Annotated in this window: 1 protein-coding gene; it reads left to right on the top strand. The window is 64.8% G+C overall.

Translation table 11 applies throughout. The features are described from left to right. Positions 1-547, top strand: a 547-nt coding sequence (locus tag F3J17_RS36640; RefSeq protein WP_275692941.1) for a DapH/DapD/GlmU-related protein, incomplete at its 5' end; no start/stop codon positions are given. Between the last annotated feature and the right edge of the window lie 167 nt (positions 548-714).

Here is a 714-nt window from a genome sequence, read left to right as displayed (position 1 = left end):
GAACTGCGTGTTCGAAGGCAACGTGACGCTCGGCGACAACGTGCGCATCGGCCCGAACTGCGTGATCCGCGATGCGGTGATCGGCGCGGGCACGCGCGTGGACGCCTACACGCATATCGAAAGCGCGCAGGTGGGCGCGAACGCGGTGCTCGGCCCGTATGCGCGTCTGCGGCCCGGCGCGCAGCTTGCGGACGAAGTCCACGTGGGCAATTTCGTCGAAGTGAAGAACGCCAACATCGGCGTGGGCTCGAAGGCGAATCACCTGAGCTACGTGGGCGACGCCGACGTGGGCGCGGGCGTGAACATCGGCGCGGGCACCATCACCTGCAATTACGACGGCGCGAACAAGCATCGCACCGTGATCGAGGATCAGGTGTTCGTCGGCTCGGACACGCAGCTCGTTGCGCCCGTGCGCGTAGGGCGCGGCGTGACCATCGCGGCGGGCACGACGGTCTGGAAGGACGTCGCCGAAGGCATGCTCGTCCTCAACGACAAGACCCAGATCGAAAAATCCGGCTACGTTCGGCCGGTAAAAAAGAAGAGCTGAACGGCAGGACATTCCGGGCGGCGCGGGCAAACATCCCGCCGGCCGCCCCGCCTCTCATTGCAAAGGATCGAACTCCATGTGCGGCATCGTCGGCGCAGTAGCGCAACGTAATATCGTTCCCGTTCTTATCGAAGGGCTGCGGCGGCTCGAATACCGCGGCTACGACT

Source organism: Burkholderia sp. Ax-1719, assembly GCF_011753055.1.
Lineage (GTDB): Bacteria > Pseudomonadota > Gammaproteobacteria > Burkholderiales > Burkholderiaceae > Paraburkholderia.
This window is presented reverse-complemented; position numbering and strand designations above follow the sequence as displayed.